This window comes from Formivibrio sp. oc-25 (assembly GCF_055810895.1).
Window position 1 is genome coordinate 1 of sequence record NZ_JBVVOL010000096.1, and the last position, 854, is coordinate 854.

The 854-nt window shown below is 56.9% G+C and carries 1 protein-coding gene; it reads left to right on the top strand.

Annotated elements, in window-relative coordinates; genetic code table 11:
• The coding region (locus AC0KVQ_RS16485) for an Ldh family oxidoreductase (protein ID WP_473422286.1) at positions 1-594 on the top strand (594 nt) is incomplete at its 5' end.
• Between the last annotated feature and the right edge of the window lie 260 nt (positions 595-854).

Genomic DNA, 854 nt, shown 5'->3' on the forward strand with positions numbered 1-854 from the left:
TGGACCAACACCCAGCCGAACATGCCGGCCTGGGGCGCCAAGGATCGTCGGATCGGCAACAACCCGTTCATCATGGCTGTTCCGCGCGCCGAGGGCCATGTCGTAGTCGATATGGCTGTGGCCCAGTTCTCCTACGGCCAGATGGAAGCTGCTGCACTTCGCGGCGAGCAACTGCCGGTACCTGGCGGCTTCGACGAGCACGGCAATATCTCGTGCGATCCGGTCGCCATCTCCAAGACCTGGCGCGTACTGCCGATCGGTTTCTGGAAAGGTTCCGGTCTGTCGATCGTGCTTGATCTGGTTGCAGCGGTTCTCTCTGGTGGCAACTCCTCGTTCAAGGTCGGCCAGTTGGGTGGCGATGAATTCCAGCTCTCGCAAGTACTGATCGCGATCGATGCCACCGCCATTGCCGGCAACGAATTCCTCTCGTCCGCCGTGAACGAAGTACTGGCCGACATCAAGGCTTCCGAGCGCGTAAACGAAAACCAGGAAATCCTCTATCCGGGCGAGAAAGAGCTGAAGACCCGCCTGCAGAATCTGGAGCAAGGCATTCCGGTGGAAGACGTGGTCTGGGAAAAACTGAAGTCTCTCTGATCACCAGCCCTAATCCGAAGCGGGAGGAGCGGCCCGACTGCAATTTGCGACATTGCGCGTCGACACGGCTTCCTCCTCCTCAAACTCCTCCCGTTCCGGATATCTGGCAAAATGAACTTGCGATACTGATAAGCAATCTCAGTATCGAACCCCACAGGAGAAACCAAAATGGAAGCAAAAGCCTGCGTATTGCATGAAGAAAAAGACCTGCGCATCGAGAATGTGCCGGTCGCAGAAATGAAGGATGACCAGGTACTGGT